This window comes from Bailinhaonella thermotolerans (assembly GCF_003594875.1).
GTDB classification, from domain to species: Bacteria; Actinomycetota; Actinomycetes; order Streptosporangiales; family Streptosporangiaceae; genus Bailinhaonella; species Bailinhaonella thermotolerans.
Window position 1 is genome coordinate 103,642 of sequence record NZ_QZEY01000022.1, and the last position, 21,901, is coordinate 125,542.

Here is a 21,901-nt window from a genome sequence, read left to right on the forward strand (position 1 = left end):
AAGCCGGGGTAGCGTGGCGAGCGTGAGGCTTGGCTGGCGCGACGCGATGGACACCGCGCTCTACGGTGAACACGGTTTCTACCGCCGCGGGGAGCGCCCGGCGCACCACTTCCGCACCTCGGTGCACGCCTCGGACGTCTTCGCCGAGGCCCTGCTGTCGCTCCTGGCCGAGGTGGACGCCGCGCTCGGGCATCCCGACCCGTTCGACCTGGTGGACATGGGCGCGGGCGGCGGAGAGCTCGTCTCCCGGCTGCTCTCCCTGGCCCCCGCCGAGCTGGCCGTACGGCTGCGCCCGCACGGGGTGGACCTCTCCCCCCGCCCGGCGGACCTGCCCGGCCGCGTCGAGTGGTCGGACACCCCGCCGGACAAGATCACCGGCCTGGTGGTCGCGAACGAGTGGCTCGACAACGTGCCCCTCGACGTGGCCGAGCTGACCCCGGACGGTCCCCGCCTGCTCCTGGTGGACCCGGCCACCGGCGAGGAGAGCCTCGGCGGCCCGGTGACCGGCGAGGACGCGGCGTGGCTGGAACGGTGGTGGCCGCTGCGCCGCCCGGGCGACCGCGCCGAGGTGGGCCGCCCCCGGGACGAGGCGTGGGCGTCGGTGGTGTCCCGGCTGGCGGCGGGCACGGCCGTCGCGATCGACTACGCGCACACGTCCCCGGCCGACCGTCCCTGCCACGGCACGCTCACGGCCTACCGCGACGGGCGTCCCGCGGCCCCGGTGCCCGACGGCTCCTGCGACATCACCGCCCACGTGGCCCTCGACGCCTGCGCCGCCGCCGGGGAGGCCGCCGGAGCAGCCGAGACGACGCTGACGACCCAGCGGGCGGCCCTGATGTCCCTGGGCGTCACGGGGCGCCGCCCGCCGCTCGACCTGGCGCGCACCGACCCCCGCGCCTACCTCACGCGGCTGAGCCGGGCCGGTCAGGAGGCCGAGCTCATCGACCCCCACGGCCTCGGCGGCTTCGGCTGGCTCGCCCAGTCCGTCCCGCCGCGCTGACCCCGCGCGCGCCGGCCGGCGTCACTTGTCGATGTCGCCGACCACGAAGAACATCGAGCCGAGGATGGCGATCATGTCGGCGACCAGGTGGCCGGGCAGGAGTTCGCGCAGGACCTGGATGTTGTTGTACGACGCGGAGCGCAGCTTCAGCCGCCAGGGGGTCTTGTCGCCGCGCGAGACCAGGTAGTAGCCGTTGACGCCGAGGGGGTTCTCGGTCCAGGCGTAGGTGTGGCCCTCAGGGACCTTGAGGACCTTGGGGAGGCGCTGGTTGATGGGCCCCGGCGGGAGGTCGCGCAGCCGTTCCACGCAGGCGTCGGCCAGGTCCAGCGACACGCGCACCTGGTCGAGGAGGCATTCGAACCGCGCCAGGCAGTCGCCCTCCTGCCGGGTCACCACCGGCACGTCCAGCTCGCCGTACGCCAGGTACGGCTCGTCGCGGCGCAGGTCGAAGTCCACCCCCGAGGCGCGCGCGATGGGGCCGCTCACGCCGTACTGCATGATCGCCTCGCGGCCCAGCACGCCGACGCCGCGCGTGCGGGCCCGGAAGATCTCGTTGCCGAAGATCAGGTCCTCGATGTACGGCAGGCGGGCGCGGACGTCGGCGACCGCGGCGGACGTGCGGTCGAGCCAGCCCGCCGGGAGCTCCTCCTTGAGGCCGCCCACGCGGTTGAACATGTAGTGCATGCGGCCGCCGGAGATCTCCTCCATGACGTGCTGGAGGGTCTCGCGCTCGCGGAAGGCGTAGAAGATGGGCGTGATCGCGCCGACCTCCAGGGGGTACGACCCGAGGAACATCAGGTGGTTGAGCACGCGGTTCAGCTCGGCGAGGAGGGTCCGCGCCCACACGGCCCGGACCGGCGTCTCCATGCCGAGCATGCGCTCGACCGCGATCACGACGCCCAGCTCGTTCGCGAACGCCGAGAGCCAGTCGTGCCGGTTCGCCAGCACGAGGATCTGCCGGTAGTCACGGACCTCGAACAGCTTCTCCGCGCCCCGGTGCATGTAGCCCACGATCGGCTCGCACGCCCGGATGCGCTCCCCGTCCAGGGTGAGCCGCAACCGCAGCACGCCGTGCGTCGAGGGATGCTGCGGCCCGATGTTGAGCGTCATGTCCTCGGTGGCCAGCTCCTTGTCCACGGCCACCTGCGAGGCCCCGGCCCCGACCCCGACGATCCGCTCAGTCATGCCCCCATAGTCCCACGCACCCCCGCCCCGGCCACCCCCTCCGCCATCCCCGCGTCCGCCCGGGCCGGCCCGGGATCCATGGCGTACGGCGGACGCCATGGCGGTCACGTCCCCGTCACCGCTCCACGGCCCGGCTCGTGATCTCCCGCCCGGAACTGTCGGTGCGCCCTGGTTGCCTGAGGGCGTCGGGCGAGAGCGGGCGGCGACGCCGAGGACGGAGGGACGAATGGACGATCACGCGCGGCTCTGGGCGTTGATCGAGGCGGCGTGGGAGCCCCTGGGGTCTGAGGTCGCCCGCGCGCGGCGGGAGTTGGCCCATCGGACGCCGACCCCGGACGAGAGGCTGCACGGGGTGCCGCCCCTGTCCTTGGTCGAAGGGGCCCTGGACGGGTTCCTGGACAACCTGGCCGGGATGACCCGGGACCTGCCGGCCGGGGAGCTGGCCGACCTCGACCGGTCGGTCGAACGCCTCCTCCACGACATCGACCGCGCCGAGGTCCACGCGGCCACGGACGGCTCCGACGACGGCTTCCTGTACGCGCGCGGGTTCATCGTCGCGCTGGGCCGGGAGTTCTACCGGGCGGTGGACGCCGATCCGCGGATGGCGGTGCTGGACGCGGAGTGCGAGGAGATGGCCTACTTCTTCGCCCGGCTGCACGCCGAGCGCTTCGGCGGCTACCCCGTCACCGGCTCGGGCATCTCCCGCGAGTCCGGCTCCAACCGGCGAGGCCGGCCGCCCTCCGCCTGACCTGCGGCGTCGGCGGAACGGGTACGGCGGGCCGGGCCGATCGGCGCGCGGCGGGAAACGCGGAACCCGGCTCCTCTGGGGAGGAGCCGGGTTCGCCGCCTGGGCCGAGCCCCTCGGCCGGGGGGCGGCCGCCTTGCGGCGCGCGCCGGGGTACCGGGCGGGGTGGTACCCCGGGTCGGGGGGAGGGGGTCAGGCGGGGGTGGTGGTGGCGATCTGGTGGAGGGCCAGCAGGAGGCGGTCGATGTGCTCCTCCTGGGTGCCGACGCCGAAGCTGGCGCGGATGGCGGTGGCGGTGCCCGCCGTGCCGCAGCCGGAGCCGCCGGGCTCGGTGGCCGGGTCGGTGTCGGGGGCGCCGAGGAGGTGGCGCACGAAGGGGTGAGCGCAGAACTTGCCGTCGCGGACGCCGATGGCGTGGTCGGAGGAGAGCTTCTCGGCGACCTCGCGGGCGGTCCAGCCGTCCACGACGAAGGAGACGATGCCGACGCGGGGCTGCTCGTCCCACAGGGTCAGCTCGCGCACGCCCGGGATCTCGGCCAGGCCGGTGCGGAGGCGGGCGAGCAGGCGCTCCTCCTCGGCGATGAGCGAGTCCCAGCCCGTGGCGGTGAGGGCGTCGCAGGCGGCGGCCAGGGCCAGCGCGCCCAGGACGTTCGGGGTGCCGGCCTCGTGGCGCTGCTCGGGGTCCTCGTGCCACTCGACGTCGGAGGTCACGTTGCGGCTCGCGCCCCCGCCGTACAGGTACGGCTCGGCGGCCGACAGCCAGTCGGGCCGGCCGATGAGGACGCCCGCGCCGAAGGGGGCGTAGAGCTTGTGGCCGGAGAAGGCGACGTAGTCGAGGTCGAGCGCGGCGATCTCCAGCGGCCGGTGCGGCGCGAGCTGGGCGGCGTCCACGACGATGCGCGCGCCGGCCTCGTGGGCGACCCGGGCCAGCTCGGCGATGGGCCACAGCTCGCCGGTGACGTTGGAGGCGGCGGTGACCGCGAGCAGCCGGGAGCCGACGGGCCCGGTGGACAGGGCCTGGCGGGCGGCGGCGACGGCCTCGGCCGGGGACCGCGGGGCGGCCAGCCGTACGACGCGGTGGCCGCGCTGCCAGGGCAGCAGGGCCGCGTGGTGCTCGGTCTCGAAGACCACGACGGTCGTGTACGGCGGGAGCGCGCCGCTGAGCAGGTTCATCGCGTCGGTGGTGTTGCGGGTGAAGATGACCGCGTCGTCCTCGCGGGCCCCCGCGAACGCCCGCACGCTGTGCCGCGCCTGCTCGTAGCGCTGCGTGGTGAGCTGGGAGGCGTACCCCGCGCCGCGGTGCACGCTGCTGTAGGCCGGGAGCGCCGCGTCGATCGCGTCGCGCACCGGCCGCAGACAGGGGGCGCTGGCCGCGTAGTCGAGGTTCGCGTACGGCACCAGCTCGCCCGACGACACCGGGACCGTCAGGTCGGCGCCGAGCACGGACAGGGCGGCGGCGGAACGGGTGCGCTGAGCGGGAACGGTGGTGGTGGTCACGCCGATTACCTCCTCGGGATCATCGGACCCCGACGATCGGCGTCGGTACGGCGGAGCCCGCGCTTGCCCTGGACACCTCGTCCAGAACCAGGTCTTCACCCGGGGCACCCCGCCGCGGACGCGAGGGTTGCCGGCCAGCTAGCCGGGGCTTGTCGCTGGCGCTCATGACCTACGGCGGGACTATAACCAGATCCCGCTTAACATGGCAAACGTGCGCTTTGACCCGTGGTCTCCGGAATTCGTCGCCCAGCCGTACTCCGCCTACGCCGACCTGCGGCGGAGCGGGCCGGTCCACTACTACGAGCCCTCCAACCAGTGGCTCGTCCCCCGGCACGCCGACGTGAACGCCCTGCTGCGCGACCGCCGCCTCGGCCGGTCGTACCTCCACGTCGCGACGCACGAGGAGATGGGCCGCACGGCGCCGCCGGACTGGCAGGAGCCGTTCTGGCTGCTGCAGCACACCAGCATGCTCGACGTCGAGCCGCCCGTGCACACGCGCCTGCGCCGCCTGGTCTCCAAGGCGTTCACGCCCCGCATGGTGGAGGCGCTCCGGCCGCAGGTGCGCCGCATCGCCCAGGACCTGGTGGACGCGTTCGTGGAGAAGGGCGGCGGCGACCTGGTGTCGGAGGTGGCCGAGCCGCTCCCGGTCACGGTGATCGCCGCGATGCTGGGCGTTCCCGAGTCCGACCGGCACCTGCTGCGCCCCTGGTCCGCCGACATCTGCGGGATGTACGAGCTGAACCCGTCGGAGGAGGCCCAGCACAAGGCCGTGCGCGCGTCGCGCGAGTTCGCCGACTACCTGCGCGAGCTGGCGCGCGCCCGCCGTGCCGACCCGGGCGACGACCTGATCAGCGCGCTCGCGCAGGTCGCGGAGGAGGGCGACCGGCTCACCGAGGACGAGCTGATCGGCACCTGCGTCGTGCTCCTCAACGCCGGGCACGAGGCCACGGTGAACGTCACGGGCAACGGCTGGTGGTCGCTCTTCCGCAACCCCGCCGAGCTGGCCCGCCTGCGCGCCGACCACTCGCTCCTGCCGACGGCGATCGAGGAGCTGATGCGCTGGGACACCCCGCTGCAGATGTTCGAGCGGTGGGTGCTGGAGGACATCGAGATCCACGGGGTGGAGATCCCGCGCGGGTCGGAGCTGGCGCTGCTGTTCGGCTCGGCCAACCGCGACCCCGACGCCTTCGAGGACCCCGACCGGCTCGACGTCGGCCGCGCCGACAACCCGCACATCTCCTTCGGCGCGGGCATCCACTTCTGCCTCGGCGCGCCGCTGGCCCGCGTGGAGCTGCTGGAGTCCTTCGGCGCCCTCCTGCGCACGGCCCCGGAGATGGAGCTGGCCGAGGAGCCCCGCTGGAAGCCCGGCTACGTGATCCGCGGGCTGGAGTCCCTCCAGGTCCGCGTCTGAGCCGTCCCGCGTTCGCCGACGCCATGACGGCCCGCCGCCGGGACATGTCCGCATGAGTCCGGCGCGGAACCATCACCACGTCAGCGAAGCGAGCGGCGGCCCCCCTGGGGGCGGGCTCCTACGGGGCTCCGGTGAGGTGGAGGGTCTGGTCGAAGACGCCGGAGCCGGGGGTGGTCTCGCCCGTCACCCGCGTGGCGTCGATCCACAGGCCGCCGTAGCCGCACACGTCGGACTGGTCGGGGCCGTGGAGTTCGCCGCCCCCGCTGAGCTGGAGTTCGTCCACGGCGGGGTCGGGCCTGCCGGGGCGGTCCCGGTTGAAGACCTCGATCTCCACGTCCGGCGGATATCCCCACCCGGGCTGCGGCTCCACCAGCCCGAACCGGCAGTGGGAGGTGTGCCCGTTCAGCGTCACGGCCAGGTCGATCATGAAGGCCGGGTTCCGGCCGGGCAGCCGCAGCACGCCGTCGCGCTCGCCCCACGGGCCGGGGAACTCGCCGGGGCCCTGGTGGAACGCGCCGGACGCCCGCAGGCCGGTCACCGCGCTGATCGTGGTCTCGCCGTAGTGGTGGGGGCAGGCGCCGCCGGGCGTCCCCATGTCGGCGCGGAAGGAGTCCAGGACGACGGAGCCGTCCGCGGCGATCGACCCGCCGATCTCGGCGAAGTCGCAGAAGGGCGAGATCGACCCCCACCCGGGCACCTGGAGCAGCATGGACGCCGTCCCGGTGGCCCGGAACCTGCCGCTGTACGGAGCCCCCGTCGCCGAGTCCTTCCTGATGACGGCGGGAGAGTCGGCGAAGGAGCCGGCGGGCGCGCGGGCGGCGGAGCCCGGCGCGGCCGAAGCCGGGGCCGCGGCCGAAGCCGGGGCCGCGGCCGAAGCCGGGGCCGGGGCCGGGGCCGGAGCCGGGGCCGGGGCCGGAGCCGGGGCCGGAGCCGAAGCCGGAGCCGGGGCCGGAGCCGAAGTCTGGGCCGAAGCCGGGGCGCTCAGGGCGAGAGGGGCGAGGAGTGCGGCGGTGGCGGCGGCCAGCCGGGCTCTGGGGCGGGAGCGAGGCACGGTCCTTCCTCCTGACGTGCCCGCGGGACGCAGGGCGTGGCCTCCCGTTCTCCGTGGCCGGACCGGGATTCCGCCAGGCGTTGACCGCTGGTCCAATAACTCCCCATGATCGGAACATCCCGAGATCACCCGGTCAAGAGGCGTCCCGCGGACCGAGCACGCGCGAGCCGTACGGCCGGCGCGAAAGCGTGCGGCGGCGCGGCCCGACGCGACCCGCGGCCGGCGGGCGGGCGGGCGGCGCCGTACGGCCGGCGGCGGCGCGTGCGGCCGGGGCCGAGCGGGAGCGGGCTGGTCAGGCGGGGCGGACGTCCAGGCCCAAAGCCGTCGCGATGACCATGGTCTGGTTGACGTCGACGATGGCTCCGGCCAACTGGACGGTGTGCGGGTCCAGCGAGGTCAGGTCGCTGCCGCGCAGGTCGCAGCGGGTCAGGTCGGCCTTGGAGAGCCACGCGCCGGACAGGTCGGTGTCGCGCAGGACCGCGCCGTTGAGACGGGCGCCGGTCAGGTCGGCCTCGCGCATGCGCACACCCCTGAAGGAGGCGCCGTGCAGGTCCGCGCCGGGCAGGCCGGTCATCGACCAGTCGCCGCCCTCGGCCTTCATCAGGTCGTGGGAGCAGCCGTCGAACAGGCTGCCGATCATCTTGCAGCCCTCGAAGGTGGTGTCGAAGAGGTTGCACCGCACGAACGTGCAGTTCACGAACGCCGCGTCGGTGAAGACCGCCGCGTTGAAGCGCACACTGCGGAAGGTGCACTCGTGGAACGTCACCGCCCGGCCGGTGGCCTCGGTCATGTCCACGTCCACGAACAGGACGTTCGGGTGATCCTCGCCGCTCAGGTCGCGGCCGTCCCAGTCCGCGCCGCTGACGGTGGTGTCGGTGGGCGCGGCGGGCCGCCCGTGCTTGCGGTCAGCCATCGGAACACCGGAGTGCGCGCATGCCACCCGACGCTACCCGCGGCCTCCGACAATCCTCACGGGTGGTGCACCGGCGGGGGCTCGGGGGGCGGCTCGTCCCGGCCGGAGCCGTCCTTGGGCACGCGGCAGCAGTACTCCAGGAACAGCGCGGCCCCGACCAGGGCGACCGCGGCGATGAAGGACCCGCCCGCCACCAGGGCGTCGCGGGCGGGCGTCTCCTGGTCGAGCATCGGGAGCACGTGGAGGGCGAACCCGGCGAAGACGCCCGCCAGGACCGCCCCGGCGTAGGCCGAGGCCTTGGCGAGCGCGGCCAGGCGGGCCACGGTCAGCGGCTCGACCGGCTTCGTGCCCTCCTTGCGCTGGATGCGGCCCCGCGTGAGCCAGCCGGTGTAGGCCTCGCCGAGCGCGAGCAGCAACAGGGACGGCGCGGCCGTCCAGGGAAGCGTGGGCAGGTCGGAGTAGGCGCCGCGCAGCGGGACCCAGACGAGCAGGGCGCACACGACGACCACGGCGACGAGCAGGGCCGGGCGGGTCGGCTTCACACGTTTCCCTTCATGTTCTCCTTCAACGCTTACCCGCCGGAGTCATTCCCGTCACTCCGGCGTCTGCAGCACCCGGTCCGTACGGCGGACGCCCTGGTCCTCAAGACCCGGCAGCAGGTCGGCCACGCGGCCCCGCCCGGGGAGCTCGGCGTCGGGGTCCACGTCGAGCCACGGCCGCAGCACGAACGCCCGCTCGTGCGCGCGCGGATGCGGCAGCGTCAGCTCCGGGTCGTCCGACCGCTCGTCGCCCACGGTCACGATGTCCACGTCGAGCGTCCGCGGGCCCCAGCGCTCGCGGCGCACCCGCTGGAACGCGGCCTCCACGCCCTGCGCGCGCTCCAGCAGCGTGCGCGGGCCGAACGCGGTCTCGGCGACCACGACGACGTTGAGGTACGGCCCCTGCTCGGGACCGCCGACGGGGTCGGTCTCGTAGATCGGCGAGACCGCGACGAAGTCGAGCCCGGGCGCGTCGAACAGCGCGTCCACGGCCCCCTGGAGGGTGTCGAAGCGGTCGCCCAGGTTGCTGCCCAGGGACAGGACGACCCGGCGCCGCTCGGGCCTCATGCGCGGCCCCGGACGATCGTGACCGACACGTCGGCGAAGGGGTGCGGCACGGGGGCCGCCGGCTTGTGCACGGTCACCTCGACCTCCTCCACGAGCGGCTCGGCCAGGCAGGCGTCGGCCAGGCGCTGGGCGAGCGTCTCGATCAGGTCCACGGGCTCGCCCTCGACGACCGCGACGAGCCGCGACGCCAGCTCCCCGTAGTGGACCGTCTTGTTCAGGTCGTCGCCCGCCGCCGCGGGCCGGGTGTCCAGCCCCAGCGTGACGTCGACGACGAACTCCTGCCCGAGCTGCCGCTCGGCGGCGAGCACGCCGTGCCGGCCCCGGGCGCGCAGGCCCGTGACCCTGACCCTGTCGAGCGTCACTGCTCGTCCACCTCCTCCTCGACTTGGTCCAGTACGGGAGAGCCGTGGTGCAGCCACAGCTTCCAGCCCTCGCCCGTGCGGACGAAGGCGTTGGTCGAGACGACGTTGCCGCCGGGCGCGAAGCTCGGCTCCTCGGTCTCGCTGGCCGTCAGGATGTTCTCGGAGCAGGTCAGCACGGCGATGTCCCCCGACACGGCCACCTGCACGTCGGTCAGCACGAACTGGATGTACTTCGTGTTGGCCATGATGAGCGCCAGCGACCGCAGGACCTCGCCCCGGCCGCGCAGCAGCGGCCACCCGGGGTGCACACAGGAGATCTCCCGGCCGTCGGCGTCGTGCGCCCACAGCGCGTTCATGCGGTCGAGGTCGGCGTTCTCGAAGGCCCCGTAGAACTCCTGGTTCGCCGCCTCCACCGCGTGGATGTCCGCCGCGGACCCCACGCTCATCGAACTCCACCCAATGTCCCACCGGCCTCTCCGGGCGCGCCTCCCGCGTCGCCCAACTCGCGTGCGCCCCCGGCACGGACTTCTTCCGTGGTGTTCGCCCGCCGTGCCCCGCCCCACGCTGCGGCGACGCGGACGGCGTCGGCGTTGGCCCGTACGTCGTGGACGCGCACGCACCACGCCCCCGCCTGCGCGGCGAGCGCGGTGACGGCCACCGTCGCGTCGTCGCACCGGCTGAAGGGACGGGGAGTGCCGTCCTGATCGGCAAGGAGTCTGCCCAGGAATCGTTTGCGTGAAGCGCCGATCAGGAGGGGATGCCCAAGATCGGAGAGAACGTCGAGATATGCGAGCAATGCCCAGTTGTGTGCTGAGTGCTTCGCGAATCCCAATCCCGGGTCGAGCACGATCATCTCCGGCTCCACGCCCTCGGAGATCACCGAGTCCACGCGCCGGGCCAGCTCGTCCCGCACCTCGCGCACCGGGTCGGCGTAGACCGCCCGGGTGAGCATGTCGTGGCTGTGCCCCCGCCAGTGCATCACGACGTACGGCACGCGCGCGCGGGCCACCACGCGCGGCATGTCCGGGTCGGCGAGGCCGCCGCTCACGTCGTTGACGAGAACGGCCCCGGCCTCGACCGCGGCCTCGGCCACCTCGGCCCGCATGGTGTCCACGCTCACCGGGACGCCCTCCTGGGCCAGCGCCTTGATCACCGGCTCGACCCGGCGCAGCTCCTCCTCGTAGGAGACCCGCTGCGCCCCCGGGCGCGTGGACTCCCCGCCCACGTCCACGATGTCGGCCCCCTCGTCCACGAGCTCCAGCCCATGGCGTACGGCGGCGTCGGGGTCGAACCAGCGCCCGCCGTCGGAGAACGAGTCCGGGGTCACGTTGACCACGCCCATCACCAGGCAACGCCCCAGATCGGGGAGCCCGGGCACGGCATGCGCAGTCAAGGTCATGCCGTTCAGCCTATGCGTAGATCGCGGGCGATTCCGCCCCAGGGGTTGCCCTGGCCTCCCGCCGCCCCGGGTGCTCACCCTCCCGGCGTACGCCCCGGGAGAGACATCCACGCCCGCGCGGCGGGAGGACCCGGGCGGCCGGTGCCGGAGTATGAGAAAACGCCCCGGGCCGGGGCCCGGGGCGCTCTCTTGGTACGGCTAACGGCGGCCGAGGATGAGGCTCATGGCCTCGGCGCGGGTCTTCTCGCATTCGCGGAAGTCGCCGCGGACGGCCGACGTGATGGTCTTCGCGCCGGGCTTGCGGACACCCCGCATGGTCATGCACAGGTGCTCGGCCTCGACGACCACGATCGCGCCGCGCGGCTCCAGGACCCGCATGATCGCGTCGGCGATCTGCGAGGTCATGCGCTCCTGGACCTGCGGGCGGCGGGCGTAGACGTCCACCAGGCGGGCGAGCTTGGACAGTCCGGTGATCTGGCCCTTCTCGTTGGGCGTGTAGCCGACGTGGGCGACACCGACGAACGGCACGAGGTGGTGCTCGCAGGTGGACACCATCTCGATGTCCTTGACGAGCACCATCTCGTCGTGGTCGGCGTCGAACACGGTGTTCAGCACGTCCTCGGGCTCCTGCCCCAGGCCGGCGAACTGCTCGGCGTACGCGCGGGCGACGCGGGCCGGCGTCTCCCGGAGGCCGTCCCGGTTCGGATCCTCACCGATCGCGAGAAGGATCTCGCGCACGGCCTTCTCGATCCGGTCCGAGTCGACGTCGAGGTGCGGGTGCTGAGCCAAGATCAGCTCTCCGACTCGCGTGGGGCGCCCTCGCGGCGCTCACCGGTCCACGGCTCGGTGCCGGCCGGGAGGGCCGGGCCCGCGCCGTTGCCCGCCAGCTCCTTCGGCGTCAGCACCGGAGGACGGTCGGACGGCAGGCGCTTGCCGTAGCCGGAGTAGGAGGGCCGGTGCTCGCGCCGCTGGACGGGCGCGAAGACCTGGAGGACCTGCTCCCGGGAGAGGGTCTCCTTCTCCATGAGCTCCAGCACCAGGTTGTCCAGGACCTCGCGGTACTCCACGAGGATCTCCCAGGCCTGGTCGTGCGCGGCCTCGATCAGGCGGCGCACCTCCTCGTCGATCGTCGAGGCGATCTTCTCGGAGTAGTCGCGCTCGTGGCCCACGTCGCGGCCGAGGAAGACCTCGCCGTTGCCGGTGCCGAACTTACGGGCGCCGAGCTGCTCGCTCATGCCGTACTCGGTCACCATGCGGCGGGCGATCGAGGTGGCCTTCTCGATGTCGTTGGCGGCGCCGGTGGTCGGCTCGTGGAAGATCAGCTCCTCCGCGGTGCGGCCGCCCAGCAGCATCGCGAGCTGGTCGAGCATCTCCGAGCGCGTCGCGAGGAACTTGTCCTCCATGGGCAGCGTCATGGTGTAACCCAGGGCGCGGCCGCGGGACAGGATCGTCACCTTGTGCACGGGGTCGGAGTTCGGCAGCGCGTGCGCCACCAGCGCGTGACCGCCCTCGTGGTACGCGATGATCTTCTTTTCCTTGTCCGACATGACCCGGGTCTTGCGCTCCGGGCCCGCCATGACGCGGTCGATCGACTCCTCCAGCGTGGCCATGTCGATCAGCTTGCGGTCCATGCGCGCGGTGAGCAGCGCCGCCTCGTTGATCACGTTGGCCAGGTCCGCGCCGGTGAAACCGGGGGTGCGGCGGGCGATCGTGTCCAGGTCGACGTCGTTCTCGAACGGCTTGCCGCGGGCGTGGACGCGCAGGATGCCCTTGCGGCCCTCCAGGTCCGGGCGGTCGATGACGACCTGCCGGTCGAAGCGGCCCGGACGCAGCAGCGCCGGGTCGAGGATGTCGGGGCGGTTCGTCGCGGCGATGAGGATCACGCCGCCCTTGACGTCGAAGCCGTCCATCTCGACGAGGAGCTGGTTCAGGGTCTGCTCGCGCTCGTCGTGACCGCCGCCCAGGCCGGCGCCGCGGTGGCGGCCGACGGCGTCGATCTCGTCGATGAAGATGATCGCCGGGGCGTTGGCCTTGGCCTGCTCGAAGAGGTCGCGGACCCGGGAGGCGCCCACACCCACGAACATCTCGACGAAGTCCGAACCGGAGATCGAGTAGAACGGGACCCCCGCCTCACCCGCGACCGCCCGCGCGAGCAGGGTCTTGCCGGTGCCGGGCGGGCCGTACAGCAGGACGCCCTTGGGGATCTTGGCGCCGATGGCCTGGAACTTGGCCGGGGCCTGCAGGAACTCCTTGATCTCCTGGAGCTCCTCGATGGCCTCGTCCGCGCCCGCGACGTCGGCGAAGGTGGTCTTGGGGGTGTCCTTGGTGATGAGCTTCGCGCGGGACTTGCCGAAGTTCATGACCCGGGAGCCGCCGCCCTGCATCTGGTTCATGATGAACAGGAAGATGAGGACGACCACGACGATGGGGAGGAAGCTGAAGAGCAGGCTGAGGAAGAAGTTCTCCTTCGGCACCGTCACGGTGTAGCCGTCGGTGAGCGTCTTCGCGGTCTTCTGCTTCTCCAGCTCGTTGATGAGCTGAAGGCCCTGGCCCGAGACCCAGGAGGACTGGATCTTGGTGGTCTCCGACTTGTCCGGCAGCTTGATCTTGCTCTTGAGGGTGAGCTCGATGCGCTGGTCCTTGTCGATGACCTTGGCGGACTTGACATTGCCCTGCTGGATCTGCTGGGTCACAGTAGAGGTGTCGGCGTTGCTGTAACCGCCGCCGTCATTGACCATCGTCATGACGAGCAGCAGCAGCATGCCGATGCCCAGGATCCACAGCAGTGGCCCACGAGTAAAGCGCTTGAGATCCATCCGATGCGGAACCCCGGCGGGCCCGTCCCTTCCTGACCAGCAATTCGGAACCCCGGGAGACCCGGGGCCGCGGCGTCCTTAGCCGCACCTACGGAATACCCGGAGCCGCCGAAAGGTAGCCCCTGCGTACCCCGAAGGTACACCGATCACCAAACAGGCACGTCCTCCTGCGATAACCGGCGTCTTCCTTACCAACGTACGTCAGTTCCTTGCGTGTTCCCTGCCACGGTGCCGAATATCCCCTTCACGTCCACTTTGTCCCCGTAGCGTCAGGAGTAGACGTGGGGCGCAAGGGTTCCGATGAAGGGGAGGTTGCGGTATTTCTCCGCGTAGTCGAGACCGTAGCCGATCACGAACTCGTTGGGGATGTCGAACCCGACGTACTTGACGTCCACCGGTGTCCGGATCGCCTCCGGCTTGCGCAGCAGCGCGCACACCTCGACCGAGGCCGGCCCGCGCGACTCCAGGTTCTGGAGCAGCCAGGACAGCGTCAGGCCGGAGTCGATGATGTCCTCCACCACGAGCACGTGCCGCCCGGTGATGTCGGTGTCGAGGTCCTTCAGGACCCGCACCACGCCGGAGGACTTGGTGCCCGAGCCGTACGACGAGACGGCCATCCAGTCCATCTCCAGGGGCGTGTGCAGCGCCCTGGCCAGGTCCGCCATCACCATGACCGCGCCCCGCAGCACGCCCACGAGCAGGAGTTCACGGCCCGCGTAGTCGTCGTCGATCCGCTGTGCGAGCTCCTTGATCTTGGTCTGGAGCTCTTCTTCCGGGATGAGGACCTTCTCCAGGTCCCGGCCCATGTCGCCTGCGTCCACCGCGCGCTGTCCCTTGTGTGTGCTGCTGTCGGTCTGCCCGCCGGAAACGCTCGCACCTCGGGTAACGGAAGTGCCTAACCGTTTCCGGCGAACACGAGCCTGCCATATCGCCGGTACAGGGTGACTCCCCCGGGCAGGTTCACGCCGCGCTGACCGCGCCACTCCGTCACGAGCCTGTCGGCCTCACGCACGTGCGCCGCCCCCAGCGAACCCGCGGGTACGCCCGCAGCGAACGCGGCCAGCCGGAGCACGCGCCCCCGCACCGCGGGCGGAAGATCGGCGAGTACGGCCACCGCCAGCGCCTCCCCGCCCGCCGCCCCGGCGCCCCCCTCACGCCCCGATCCGCCCTCGGCCCGGGCGTACGGCTCGCGCCCCGATCCGCCCTCGGCCCCGGCGTACGGCTCGCGCCCCGATCCGCCGGGGTCCGCGGCCGCCGCGCGCGCCTCGGCGTGCGCCCGGGAGGCCCACGCGTCCAGGGCGTCGGCGTCGTCCCGGCAGAGCGCGGCGGTCCTGGCCAGCGCCCCGGCGATCCCGGGGCCGAGTTCGCGCTCCAGGACGGGCAGCACGCGGTGCCGCACCCGGACCCGGGAGAACGCCGGGTCGTCGTTGTGCGGGTCGTCCCAGGGCGTCAGGCCCAGCGCCGCGCACGCCGCCCGCGTCGTCGCCCGGCCGATCTCCAGCAGCGGCCGCCGGTAGACCCCGGCGACCGCGCTCATCGCCGCCAGCGACCGGGGCCCGCTCCCCCGCGCCAGCCCCAGGACCACGGTCTCCGCCTGGTCGTCGAGGGTGTGCCCGAGCAGGACGGCCGCCGCCCCGTGCCGCCGGGCGGCCTCCCCGAGCGCGGCGTACCGGGCGTCCCGCGCCGCCGCCTCCGGCCCGCCGGCCGTGCCCACCCGCACCGTCAGGACCTCGGCCGGCTCCAGCTTGAGCTCGGGCGCCAGCCGTACGACGTCGAGGGCGCGGGCGGCGGAACCGGCCTGGAGCCCGTGGTCCACCGTGAGCAGCCCCGCGCGCAGCCCGGCGCGGGGGGCGGTGAAGCCCGCGGCCGCCGCCAGGGCGAGCGAGTCCGCGCCGCCGCTGCACGCGACCAGCACGAGGTCGCCGGCCGCGAGGTCGGCCAGGGCTCGCCGTACGGCATGGCGGACGGTCGCGACGGCCGGATGGGGACCCATGACCGTGACGGTACCGGGACGCGCGCCGGGTCAGGCCGCGGCGGCCACCCGGCCGATCCAGCGCCGCGGGTCCGCGATCTCGTCCTTGGTCGGCAGCGTCTCGGGCGAGGTCCAGATCTTGTTGAAGCCGTCGATGCCCACCTCGTCCACGACCGAGCGCACGAACGCGGCGCCCTCGGCGTACTGCCGCATCTTGATGTCGAGGCCGAGCAGCCTGCGGATCGTCTTGTCCAGCCGGGTCCCGCCCTCGCGGCGGCGCTGGAACCGCTCGCGGATCGTCTCGACCGACGGCACCACCGACGGGCCGACGGCGTCCATGACGTAGTCGCCGTGCCCCTCCAGCAGCGTCATGACCGCGGTGATCCGGTCGAGGATCTCCTTCTGGTCCGGCGACTGGATCGCGTCGATCAGGTTGCCCTCGCCGCCTCGCACCGCGTCGGCGACCGCGTCGGCCGCGCCGCGCAGCCGTTCGAGCAGCGTGGACAGGTCCAGGTCGGAGGCGAGCAGGAAGTCGGTCATCTGCGTGCGGACGTATTCGCGCAGCCAGGGCACGCTGGTGAACTGCACGCGGTGGGTCTCCTCGTGCAGGCACACCCACAGCCGGAAGTCGCGCGGGTTCACGTCGAGCTCTCGCTCGGCGTTGACGATGTTCGGCGCGACCAGCGTGAGCCGCCCCGTGGGGGCCACGCCGTCCGGGTCCGGGGGCAGGAAGAGTTCGTACTGCCCGAGCACCCGCGCCGCCAGGAACGCCAGCACCGCGCCGACCTCGACGCCCGTGAGCCGCGAGCCCACCGCGGCGACGATCGCCGGGGTCTGGTCGCGCTTGGCGGACATCTTGTCCACGAGGGGTTCGAGCACGACCCGGAAGCCCTCGACGTTGGCCCGGATCCAGCCGGGCCGGTCGACGATGGTGGCCGGCTGCGGAGCCGCCCCGCCGTCGAGCCGGGCGAACTCCCGGACGTGCCCCTCGGCCTCCTGGGAGAGCGCGCGCAGCTCGGCGACGGTCTGCCGGGCCTCCTCGCGAGTCACCTGGGGCCCGGGCCGCACCAGGCGCACCCCGGTCGCCACGGCCATGTCCCAATCGATCACCTGATAGCCGGTCACGGTCCCACCGTACGTCGTGATGACGGGTGCGCGTCAGGAGGCGCGGGCCACGATCGAGGCCAGCCGGTCCAGCGCGGGGGGCGCGTAGGCGTCCGCGGGGAGGCGATCGGCCATCAGCGCGAACGCCAGCATGCCCCCGCCGGAGGTGTAGGCGACGCCCGAGAGCGTGCTCACCCCGCTCAGCGTGCCCGTCTTGGCGCGCACGACGCCGGCCCCGGAGCGGCTGCCGTCGTCGGTGTACCGGCCCGCGAGGGTCCCGGTGAAGCCGCCGATCGGCAGCCCGGTGACGGCGGCGCGCAGCGCGGGGTGGTCCGGGTTCGCCGCCAGCGCGACCAGCCCGGCCAGCGCGTTCGGGGTGATCTTGTTGCGCGGGGACAGGCCGCTGCCGTCGTGCACCTCGACGCCCTTCTCGACCCCGAGGCGGCGCAGCGCCGCGTGCACGGCCCGCGCCCCGCCGTCGAAGGACGCGGGCTGCCCGCCCTTGAGCGCGACCTGCCGGGCCAGCGCCTCGGCCATCTCGTTGTCGCTGTCGGTCAGCATCTGCTCGACCAGGGCGCTGACCGGCGGCGACTCGACGCGCGCGATCTCGGTCGGGGCCTCCTCGGCCGCCCTCCCCCGGGCCGGCCGGCCGACCTTCACGCCGCGCTCGGACAGCAGGTCCGCGAACCGCTCCGCGGTGTACGCCGAGGGGTCGTTCACCCGGGTGGACGTGCCGGGGTGCCGCCGCCCGCCGTTCATCATGAGCGCGGTGATCGGGGCGACGCTGCCCTCGGGCACGTAGTTGGGCTTCCAGCCGGGGCCGAGCCGCGGGCCGCTGTAGAGCGAGTCGTCGTAGGTCAGCTTGACCTCGCGCACCCCGGCGGCCTTGAGCGCGGCGGCGGTCTTGGCCGCGAGGTCGGGCAGCGAGGCGTACGACGGGTAGCCGCCGGGCCGGGGCTTGGACCCGGCGAGCGAGGGGTCTCCGCCGCCGACGAGGATGATCTCCTTCTTCGCCTTCGGGCCGCCCGGCTCCGAGCCGGAGCCCCAGACGACGCGGGTCGCCAGGCGGTGGTCCGTGCCGAGCGAGCCGAGCGCCGCCACCGCCGTCACGATCTTGGTGGTCGAGGCGGGGGTCGCGGGACTGTCGGCGCGGCGGGCGTACAGCACCCGGCGGGTCACCGGATCGATCACGACCGCGGCGACGCCTCCGCCCAGCGCGGGCGTGGCCATGGCCCGGTCGAGCTCGCGGGCGATGTCCACGCGGCCGGCCGCGGCCCCGCCCGGTGCTGGGACGAGCACCGGACCCGCTGTGACCAGCGGCATCTGACGCGCCCTGAGCTGCTTGGGCGCCGCCGTCACCACCTCGTCCCCGATCAGGTACGGCGTGCCGGCGACCGCGGCGGCGACCGTGAAGACCTGGAGCAGGGCGAGAGTGACCAACGTCACCCATCGCTCAAGCCGGACCACGTCGTCGACCTCTTTCCCACATACGACATCCTGGGTATACGCGCCTACGAGACATTAGTGGCCCGGCCGGCCACTCCGCCGGGGAACCTCGGCCGACGTCCGGCCATCTACGGCGCGCGGGCCGAATTGAACCGGAGGAACTGCAGTGGACTTCGACGTTGTCATTGAGATTCCCAAGGGACAACGCAACAAGTACGAGATGGACCACGAGACCGGCCGGATCAGGCTCGACCGGATGCTCTTCACGTCCACGCAGTACCCCGCCGACTACGGGTTCATCGAAGGGACCCTGGGCGAGGACGGCGACCCGCTCGACGCGCTGGTGCTGCTCCAGGAGCCGACCTTCCCCGGCTGCCTGATCCGCTGCCGCACCATCGGCATGTTCCGCATGCGCGACGAGAAGGGCGGCGACGACAAGGTCCTGTGCGTCCCCGCCACCGACCCGCGCCAGGAGCACCTCCGCGACATCCACCACGTCGGCGAGTTCGAGCGCCTCGAGATCCAGCACTTCTTCGAGGTCTACAAGGACCTGGAGCCGGGCAAGTCGGTCGAGGGCGCGACCTGGGTCGGCCGGGCCGACGCCGAGGCCGAGATCGAGCGTTCGATCAAGCGCGCGGTCGAGCAGCTCGACCACTGACCCTGATCAGGCAGGTGATCACGGCCCGCTCCGCGCGTCCCGCGCGGGGCGGGCCGCTGACGCCGAGCTCCCTGGGCGCGTCCGGACGCGCCTGAACGCGCCTGAACGCGCCTGAACGCGCCAGTCCCGCGATCCCCCGCCCGCGCACGTCATCTCTGGCACCGGATGGCACGCCGGGACCGCGGGATCCGCGCGGGGCTCGCCGGCACGTGACCTGTGCGCGTGACCTGTGGCTCCGGTACGGCTCGCGCGGGCCGCGGGTCGCGGGCCGCCTGCCGTACCGGAGCCGGGTCGGTCAGGGGCGGCCGTTCCCGCTGGGACGGGTCGCGCCGACCAGATCCCTGCGCCAGATCGGCGCGATCTTCACCACGTCGCCCGTGCGCGGCGCGTGGACCATCATCCCCCGGCCGATGTAGATCCCCACATGGCGGATCGTGCCCGGGTTCTTCGTGATACGGCCGAAGAACACCAGGTCGCCGCGGCGCATGTTCTTGATCCGCACGTGCGGCCCGGACTTCCACTGCGTCCCGGTCCAGTGGTCGAGACGCACCCCCGCCCGCTGCCAGGCGCGCATGGTCAGCCCCGAGCAGTCGTAGCTGTCGGGCCCGTCCGCCGCCCAGACGTAGGGCTTGCCGAGCTGGGTGAGCGCCCAGTTGGCCGCGATGTCGCCGTGGCGCGCCGCGGCTCCCTTGGCGCGGCTCGTCCACCTGCCGATGTTGACCGGGCGCGGAGCGCTGAGGCCCGCCGTACGGCTCGCGCGGGCGACGCGGGCGGCGTGCCCGGCCGGCAGCCGGGCCGCGAGCGCGCTCTTGCGGGAGCTCAGCTCCCCGATCGTCCTGCGCTGGGCGGCCACCGCGCGCGCCGCGGCCTGCTTGGCGCGCTCGGCCTCGCGGGTCCGCTCCAGTTGCTCGTCGTACAGGCCGCGCGCGTGGCGCCGCATCACGTCGGCGACGCGGCGGGCCGTCTCCACGCGCTCCAGGCGGGCCTCGTGGCCGGCCCCGAGATGGCGGACCACGCCGGCGCGGTCGAGGAACGACTGCGGACCGCCTCCGGCCAGCGCGGCGCTCATCGGGCTGACGGCCCTGGCGTATCCGTCGTAGGCGTGCATGGAAACGAAACGGGCCGCCTCGGCGCGTGCCTCGGCGACCCTCTTCTCCGCCTCGGCCACCCTGCGAACGGCGTCCTCATGGACCCGGCGAGTGGCGGCGAGACGGACAATATGTCCGTTATATTCCTCCACGAGAGTTTCGGCGTGTTCCGCCAGATGTTCGAGTTCGGCGTCCGCCTCGGCCAGTCTGACCTGGATGCGGCCCACCGTGTCGGTATCGTCAGCCTCTCCGCCGGGTTCGGCGGACGAGGGCGTGATCATTAGAGTTGACAGGCCGAACGCGAGGCCCACGCACAGCACAGCCTTGCCGGGCGCGCGCAGCCGACTCGAACCGGCGCCGTCCGCAGTAGTTTTCCCCCCGAGCGACGGTCGCACGATTCCCCCCTTCTGCGGTACACAGTCGCAGTCGAACCGGACTGGTTTACAGAGAGCGTTTCTCTAATCTCCCTGTGTGACCACTCGTCACACAAACCCCACTGTTCCCGCCAACCACGAAATACACACATCCGGATTAGAAACCAGTTTCCGGACGCCTCCGAGACCCGCCCCGGCGACTCCCCCGGAAACCGCATGGCACTGACGTCACGGCGGTTCAATGCCGTTCATATCCGGATATGTCGGGCGCAATTCCGGCATTCCCTCACCGAAAGCCGCAGGATAGGGCCGCGCCGATCTCCCGGAACGTACGGCCTGGGCCCGCCGGCCGGCGACGTCCACGGGCCCGGGAGGCGGACCGGAGGGCGGGTCAGGAACGGGCCTGGGCCTGGGTGGGGGTGGGGGCGCCGGTGGCGGGCGGCGTGGTGGGCGCGGTCGTGGTGCCGCCGGTGGGCTCGCCGGCCGGGGGCGTGGAGGGGTCGGGGGTGGGGTTCTGGGTGGGCGGGGGCGTCGTGGGCTGGGCAGTGGGGCGGTCGGGCGGGGAGGACGGGCGGGAGGTGGGGTGGTTGTGGTGGGACCGGGTGGGGGCCGGGGCCGGGGTGGTGCCGGGGGTCCAGGCGGGCACCGGCGGGGCGTCATCGCCCGGGGTCGCGGGGGTCACCGGGTCGCCGGAGGGCGTCAGGGGCGGGGCCGGGGGCCAGAGGGGGGTGCCGGGGCTGGGGCTGGGCAGGAGCGGCAGGTCCTCCGGGTCGTTCGTGAGGTCGTTCGCGCCGTGGGCGGGCAGGGCGCCGCGAGGCCGGCCCTCGCCGGGCGGCCCCGCCGTGCCGAAGGCGTACGTGCCGGACGGGACGGCGGTGAGCTGCCCGAACAGCAGCGCGACGAGGGCCGCGGCGCAGACGGAGGTGAGGGCCGTGCCGACGGCGACGGGCCAGCCGGGGAACCCGCCGCGGTCCGCCCGGGGGAAGCCGCCGTGCCCGGGGTGGCCGGCCCGCCGTACGACGTGACGGCGGTAGGGCAGCATCTCGGGGTCGGAGAACCACCGCAGCAGGCGCTCGCGCAGGTCGGCCGGAGCGTGGGCGACGGGCATCAGATCGAACACGCGCGACACCGAGATCTGGCGGTCGGCGTGGTCGAAGGGGCCCTTCCTGACCAGGATCTCGGCGGCCACGGCGGTGCGCAGGCGGTCGCGGGCCTGGGCGAGCGCGGCCTGGGCCTCGGCGGGGCGCAGCCCGAGCAGGACCGCCGCGTCCACCCCGGGATGGCAGGTGTTCAGCGCGAGGATCTCCTGGTCGGCGCACGACAGGCTGTGCAGGGCGTTCCAGGCGAGGACCCGCAGATCGGCGTCGGGACCGCCGGACGCCGGGTCGAGGCCCGGCTCGTCCGGCGCGGGCCCCTCGCCCTCGCGGGTGCGCAGGCATTCGCGCCTGGCCCAGGCGTACATCCACGTGGCCAGCGTTTCGGGGCGGGACAGCGCGGAAATGCGCGCCTCCGCGACGAGGAACGTGTCGCACAACGCGCGCCGGGCCGTTTCGGCGCTGTCGCACAGCACGAGGCAATAACGGTAGAGCCGGTCGGCGTAGGCGTCGTAGAGCGCGGCGATCGCGCCCCGGGCGTGCTCACGAAGGGCCTGGACCAGGCGCAGGTCGTCCATGAACCAGAAGGTAAACAGCCGATTGTGCGCGCACTATGCTTTCGGCCGAATTCGCGCCCGTGACTTTGAACTGTAGAGGCGAGGTCAATGATAATTAAAGAT

General features: G+C 73.1%; 21 protein-coding genes and 1 riboswitch. Of the genes, 4 read left to right on the forward strand and 17 right to left on the reverse strand.

Annotated features, from left to right (window positions below; all coding sequences use genetic code 11):
• Window positions 1-22 precede the first annotated feature (22 nt).
• Window positions 23-1,000: an SAM-dependent methyltransferase gene (locus D5H75_RS35725; RefSeq protein WP_242454709.1), complete on the forward strand. Its 978-nt coding sequence runs from the start codon at window positions 23-25 to the stop codon at window positions 998-1,000.
• 21 nt (window positions 1,001-1,021) lie between these two features.
• Here the strand turns inward: D5H75_RS35725 and D5H75_RS35730 are convergent, their stop codons facing one another.
• Window positions 1,022-2,185, reverse strand: a complete 1,164-nt coding sequence (locus D5H75_RS35730; protein ID WP_119931021.1) for an NADH-quinone oxidoreductase subunit D — start codon at window positions 2,183-2,185, stop codon at window positions 1,022-1,024.
• A gap of 226 nt (window positions 2,186-2,411) precedes the next feature.
• On the opposite strand from D5H75_RS35730, the gene D5H75_RS35735 reads away from it, so the two are divergent.
• Window positions 2,412-2,933: a DUF4240 domain-containing protein gene (locus tag D5H75_RS35735; protein ID WP_119931022.1), complete on the forward strand. Its 522-nt coding sequence runs from the start codon at window positions 2,412-2,414 to the stop codon at window positions 2,931-2,933.
• Window positions 2,934-3,122: 189 nt separating this feature from the next.
• On the opposite strand, the gene D5H75_RS35740 is transcribed toward D5H75_RS35735, so the two are convergent.
• Window positions 3,123-4,427 carry an aminotransferase class V-fold PLP-dependent enzyme gene (locus D5H75_RS35740; RefSeq protein WP_242454710.1) on the reverse strand — a complete coding sequence of 435 codons (1,305 nt, stop codon included), beginning with the start codon at window positions 4,425-4,427 and terminating at the stop codon, window positions 3,123-3,125.
• Between the two features lie 54 nt (window positions 4,428-4,481).
• A riboswitch (SAM riboswitch) is annotated at window positions 4,482-4,597 on the reverse strand.
• Between the two features lie 32 nt (window positions 4,598-4,629).
• Here D5H75_RS35740 and D5H75_RS35745 point away from each other — a divergent pair.
• Window positions 4,630-5,838: a cytochrome P450 gene (locus D5H75_RS35745; protein ID WP_119931023.1), complete on the forward strand. Its 1,209-nt coding sequence runs from the start codon at window positions 4,630-4,632 to the stop codon at window positions 5,836-5,838.
• 118 nt (window positions 5,839-5,956) lie between these two features.
• On the opposite strand, the gene D5H75_RS35750 is transcribed toward D5H75_RS35745, so the two are convergent.
• The 13 genes from D5H75_RS35750 to dacB all read right to left on the reverse strand — a co-directional run bounded on the left by D5H75_RS35750 (window position 5,957) and on the right by dacB (window position 18,007).
• Window positions 5,957-6,547 (reverse strand): hypothetical protein, encoded by a 591-nt coding sequence (locus D5H75_RS35750; RefSeq protein WP_147425391.1) that lies wholly within the window; start codon window positions 6,545-6,547, stop codon window positions 5,957-5,959.
• A gap of 634 nt (window positions 6,548-7,181) precedes the next feature.
• The gene (locus D5H75_RS35755) at window positions 7,182-7,802 is read right to left on the reverse strand and encodes a pentapeptide repeat-containing protein (protein WP_119931025.1); all 621 of its coding nucleotides are present in this window, start codon (window positions 7,800-7,802) and stop codon (window positions 7,182-7,184) included.
• 56 nt (window positions 7,803-7,858) lie between these two features.
• The gene (locus D5H75_RS35760; RefSeq protein ID WP_119931026.1) at window positions 7,859-8,344 is read right to left on the reverse strand and encodes a DUF3180 domain-containing protein; all 486 of its coding nucleotides are present in this window, start codon (window positions 8,342-8,344) and stop codon (window positions 7,859-7,861) included.
• A 51-nt stretch (window positions 8,345-8,395) separates the two neighbouring features.
• Complete coding sequence (gene folK / locus D5H75_RS35765; protein WP_119931027.1) at window positions 8,396-8,908, reverse strand: 2-amino-4-hydroxy-6-hydroxymethyldihydropteridine diphosphokinase; 513 nt, start codon at window positions 8,906-8,908, stop codon at window positions 8,396-8,398.
• The gene (gene folB, locus D5H75_RS35770) at window positions 8,905-9,270 is read right to left on the reverse strand and encodes a dihydroneopterin aldolase (protein WP_119931028.1); all 366 of its coding nucleotides are present in this window, start codon (window positions 9,268-9,270) and stop codon (window positions 8,905-8,907) included. The genes folK and folB overlap by 4 nt, the downstream gene beginning before the upstream one ends.
• The gene (locus D5H75_RS35775; protein WP_119931029.1) at window positions 9,267-9,716 is read right to left on the reverse strand and encodes a nuclear transport factor 2 family protein; all 450 of its coding nucleotides are present in this window, start codon (window positions 9,714-9,716) and stop codon (window positions 9,267-9,269) included. The genes folB and D5H75_RS35775 overlap by 4 nt, the downstream gene beginning before the upstream one ends.
• A complete protein-coding gene (gene folP, locus D5H75_RS35780; protein ID WP_479688603.1) occupies window positions 9,713-10,669 on the reverse strand; it encodes a dihydropteroate synthase in 957 nt (318 codons plus the stop codon). The genes D5H75_RS35775 and folP overlap by 4 nt, the downstream gene beginning before the upstream one ends.
• Before the next feature lie 198 nt (window positions 10,670-10,867).
• On the reverse strand, window positions 10,868-11,458 hold the full coding sequence (gene folE, locus D5H75_RS35785) for a GTP cyclohydrolase I FolE (RefSeq protein WP_119931030.1): 591 nt from the start codon (window positions 11,456-11,458) through the stop codon (window positions 10,868-10,870).
• A 2-nt stretch (window positions 11,459-11,460) separates the two neighbouring features.
• Window positions 11,461-13,485, reverse strand: a complete 2,025-nt coding sequence (gene ftsH, locus D5H75_RS35790) for an ATP-dependent zinc metalloprotease FtsH (protein ID WP_119931031.1) — start codon at window positions 13,483-13,485, stop codon at window positions 11,461-11,463.
• 269 nt (window positions 13,486-13,754) lie between these two features.
• The gene (gene hpt, locus D5H75_RS35795) at window positions 13,755-14,306 is read right to left on the reverse strand and encodes a hypoxanthine phosphoribosyltransferase (protein WP_119931032.1); all 552 of its coding nucleotides are present in this window, start codon (window positions 14,304-14,306) and stop codon (window positions 13,755-13,757) included.
• 74 nt (window positions 14,307-14,380) lie between these two features.
• Entirely contained in the window at window positions 14,381-15,478 is a 1,098-nt protein-coding gene (gene tilS, locus D5H75_RS35800; protein WP_119931033.1) for a tRNA lysidine(34) synthetase TilS, read from the reverse strand.
• A 30-nt stretch (window positions 15,479-15,508) separates the two neighbouring features.
• Window positions 15,509-16,552 (reverse strand): zinc-dependent metalloprotease, encoded by a 1,044-nt coding sequence (locus D5H75_RS35805; RefSeq protein ID WP_206781978.1) that lies wholly within the window; start codon window positions 16,550-16,552, stop codon window positions 15,509-15,511.
• 63 nt (window positions 16,553-16,615) lie between these two features.
• Window positions 16,616-18,007 (reverse strand): D-alanyl-D-alanine carboxypeptidase/D-alanyl-D-alanine endopeptidase, encoded by a 1,392-nt coding sequence (gene dacB, locus D5H75_RS35810; protein WP_242454711.1) that lies wholly within the window; start codon window positions 18,005-18,007, stop codon window positions 16,616-16,618.
• 166 nt (window positions 18,008-18,173) lie between these two features.
• Here dacB and D5H75_RS35815 point away from each other — a divergent pair, with 166 nt between their 5' ends.
• Entirely contained in the window at window positions 18,174-18,665 is a 492-nt protein-coding gene (locus tag D5H75_RS35815; protein WP_119931035.1) for an inorganic diphosphatase, read from the forward strand.
• Between the two features lie 295 nt (window positions 18,666-18,960).
• Here the strand turns inward: D5H75_RS35815 and D5H75_RS35820 are convergent, their stop codons facing one another.
• Both D5H75_RS35820 and D5H75_RS35825 read right to left on the reverse strand, forming a co-directional pair.
• Window positions 18,961-19,833: a C40 family peptidase gene (locus D5H75_RS35820; RefSeq protein WP_202638825.1), complete on the reverse strand. Its 873-nt coding sequence runs from the start codon at window positions 19,831-19,833 to the stop codon at window positions 18,961-18,963.
• A gap of 685 nt (window positions 19,834-20,518) precedes the next feature.
• Complete coding sequence (locus tag D5H75_RS35825) at window positions 20,519-21,799, reverse strand: RNA polymerase sigma factor (RefSeq protein WP_119931037.1); 1,281 nt, start codon at window positions 21,797-21,799, stop codon at window positions 20,519-20,521.
• Window positions 21,800-21,901: the final 102 nt, after the last annotated feature.

Coding starts and splice junctions, on each gene's coding strand:
- D5H75_RS35730 (WP_119931021.1), bottom strand. CDS start 2,185: ATGACTGAGCGGATCGTCGGGGTCGGGGCCGGGGCCTCGCAGGTGGCC.
- D5H75_RS35735 (WP_119931022.1), top strand. CDS start 2,412: ATGGACGATCACGCGCGGCTCTGGGCGTTGATCGAGGCGGCGTGGGAG.
- D5H75_RS35745 (WP_119931023.1), top strand. CDS start 4,630: ATGGCAAACGTGCGCTTTGACCCGTGGTCTCCGGAATTCGTCGCCCAG.
- D5H75_RS35750 (WP_147425391.1), bottom strand. CDS start 6,547: ATGCTGCTCCAGGTGCCCGGGTGGGGGTCGATCTCGCCCTTCTGCGAC.
- D5H75_RS35755 (WP_119931025.1), bottom strand. CDS start 7,802: ATGGCTGACCGCAAGCACGGGCGGCCCGCCGCGCCCACCGACACCACC.
- folK (WP_119931027.1), bottom strand. CDS start 8,908: ATGAGGCCCGAGCGGCGCCGGGTCGTCCTGTCCCTGGGCAGCAACCTG.
- D5H75_RS35775 (WP_119931029.1), bottom strand. CDS start 9,716: ATGAGCGTGGGGTCCGCGGCGGACATCCACGCGGTGGAGGCGGCGAAC.
- folP (WP_479688603.1), bottom strand. CDS start 10,669: ATGACCTTGACTGCGCATGCCGTGCCCGGGCTCCCCGATCTGGGGCGT.
- ftsH (WP_119931031.1), bottom strand. CDS start 13,485: ATGGATCTCAAGCGCTTTACTCGTGGGCCACTGCTGTGGATCCTGGGC.
- tilS (WP_119931033.1), bottom strand. CDS start 15,478: ATGGGTCCCCATCCGGCCGTCGCGACCGTCCGCCATGCCGTACGGCGA.
- D5H75_RS35805 (WP_206781978.1), bottom strand. CDS start 16,552: ATGGCCGTGGCGACCGGGGTGCGCCTGGTGCGGCCCGGGCCCCAGGTG.
- D5H75_RS35825 (WP_119931037.1), bottom strand. CDS start 21,799: ATGGACGACCTGCGCCTGGTCCAGGCCCTTCGTGAGCACGCCCGGGGC.